Origin of the sequence: Microvirga sp. HBU67558 (assembly GCF_018069605.1) — a bacterium.
In the GTDB taxonomy this organism is placed as follows: Bacteria; Pseudomonadota; Alphaproteobacteria; order Rhizobiales; family Beijerinckiaceae; genus Microvirga; species Microvirga terrae.
Genome location: NZ_JAGPUP010000317.1, coordinates 1 through 1,247 on the forward strand (window position 1 = coordinate 1; position 1,247 = coordinate 1,247).

The window sequence follows — 1,247 nt, forward strand, 5'->3', positions numbered from 1 at the left end:
CCTTACGACCGGTCGCATGTGGGTCTGAACAGCGCTCAACGGAGATGCTGGAGATGGATTACAAAATCGAACTCGTGGCGCAGGCACTCCATCGAGCGGAGCACAACGGGCGCTGGGACAACGAGCCCATTGTCTGCCAGGAGCGTTTCCGTGAGTACGCCCGCAACGCAATCAGGCTACTCGGCGATGATATTGGTGTTCTTCTTCTTAGCCTCGAACAGTGTAGGAGCGAGCCCAGAGCCGAACCGCCCCGGAGCATGGCCCTGCGGAAAGGGTTAAGGAGCCCCCGGTCAGCCTGAGCAACCGGGCAAGGTCTCTAATCGTAGAACAGGCCAACACAACGCTCCTGCTCTGACTAGGCCAAACTCAAGAGCACTCGTGTGGAGGCATTCTTCTCGCCTTTGGGAAATCCGCCGCCGGGCGGGAGTGGCCTGTAGCGGTGTGATCCTTAGTGCTCGACCAAGCCCTGCCGGCGCAGCAAATACAAGGACACGCTGGCAAAGAAATAGCGCCTCTCTGAAGAGGGCGCTTTAAGTTTGCGGATCCGTAGGGGCAAACGAACAAATCCGGTGAAGATGATTTGCTCATACAAGGCAGGTAGTGTCACTGCCCTATGCTGGGTCAGCGTGCGCTATTCTGACACTGCCTGGTCTTAGGCTAGGTATTTGCCCTTATTGTGTGCCCATCTGAAGGCAGGTACACGATGCCTCTTCGTAGGGGCACTACGGTTCTGAGGGTCGCGAACACAGTCATAGAACTGGGCGCGGCCCTTTTTCATGCGAAGCTCTCGGTCGCGCATGCCTCTGCCGGAATTTGCGTCCTCTTTCACTGAGATGAAGACCGCACCTGCGCCGAGAGCACATTCTCAGCATTGTGGCTTCGCCCATTTATAGGCCCCGAGACCAAGCTGCGTCTAAAGCTGGGTTACATCGAACCATAGCGATGCAACCCAGCTTCCTGGGATTGGATCTTACACTGCGTTTTATGGGATGGTTCAGAGGGTGAGAAGGTAGCCGTCGACGCTCGGATTGACCTTATAACTGCTGACGAGGTCTGGAGCGCTATCTGTATGGGTCAGGCCTGTGCTTACGCCGCGGTCTATCAGGTCGCTGCCACTGGCAGGAAGTAGGAAGTTGCTGTCTGGCAGGGAGCCGTCGGCGGCGCGGGCTCCCACGGCGGTTTTGCTGTCGAGCGACTGGAAGTCGGCGCTGGAGAGCGACACGCCTGCGTCCCAGGAGTTGTGGTCG

At 57.8% G+C, this 1,247-nt stretch carries 1 protein-coding gene and 1 pseudogene; one reads left to right on the forward strand and one right to left on the reverse strand.

Features of this window, described 5'->3' with window-relative positions; genetic code table 11:
• On the forward strand, positions 1–299 hold a 299-nt coding region (locus tag KBI52_RS01455), incomplete at its 5' end, for a hypothetical protein (protein ID WP_247654103.1).
• A 695-nt stretch (positions 300–994) separates the two neighbouring features.
• Here KBI52_RS01455 and KBI52_RS01460 read toward each other — a convergent pair.
• Positions 995–1,247 (reverse strand): annotated as a pseudogene (locus KBI52_RS01460) (hypothetical protein); the annotation flags it as partial.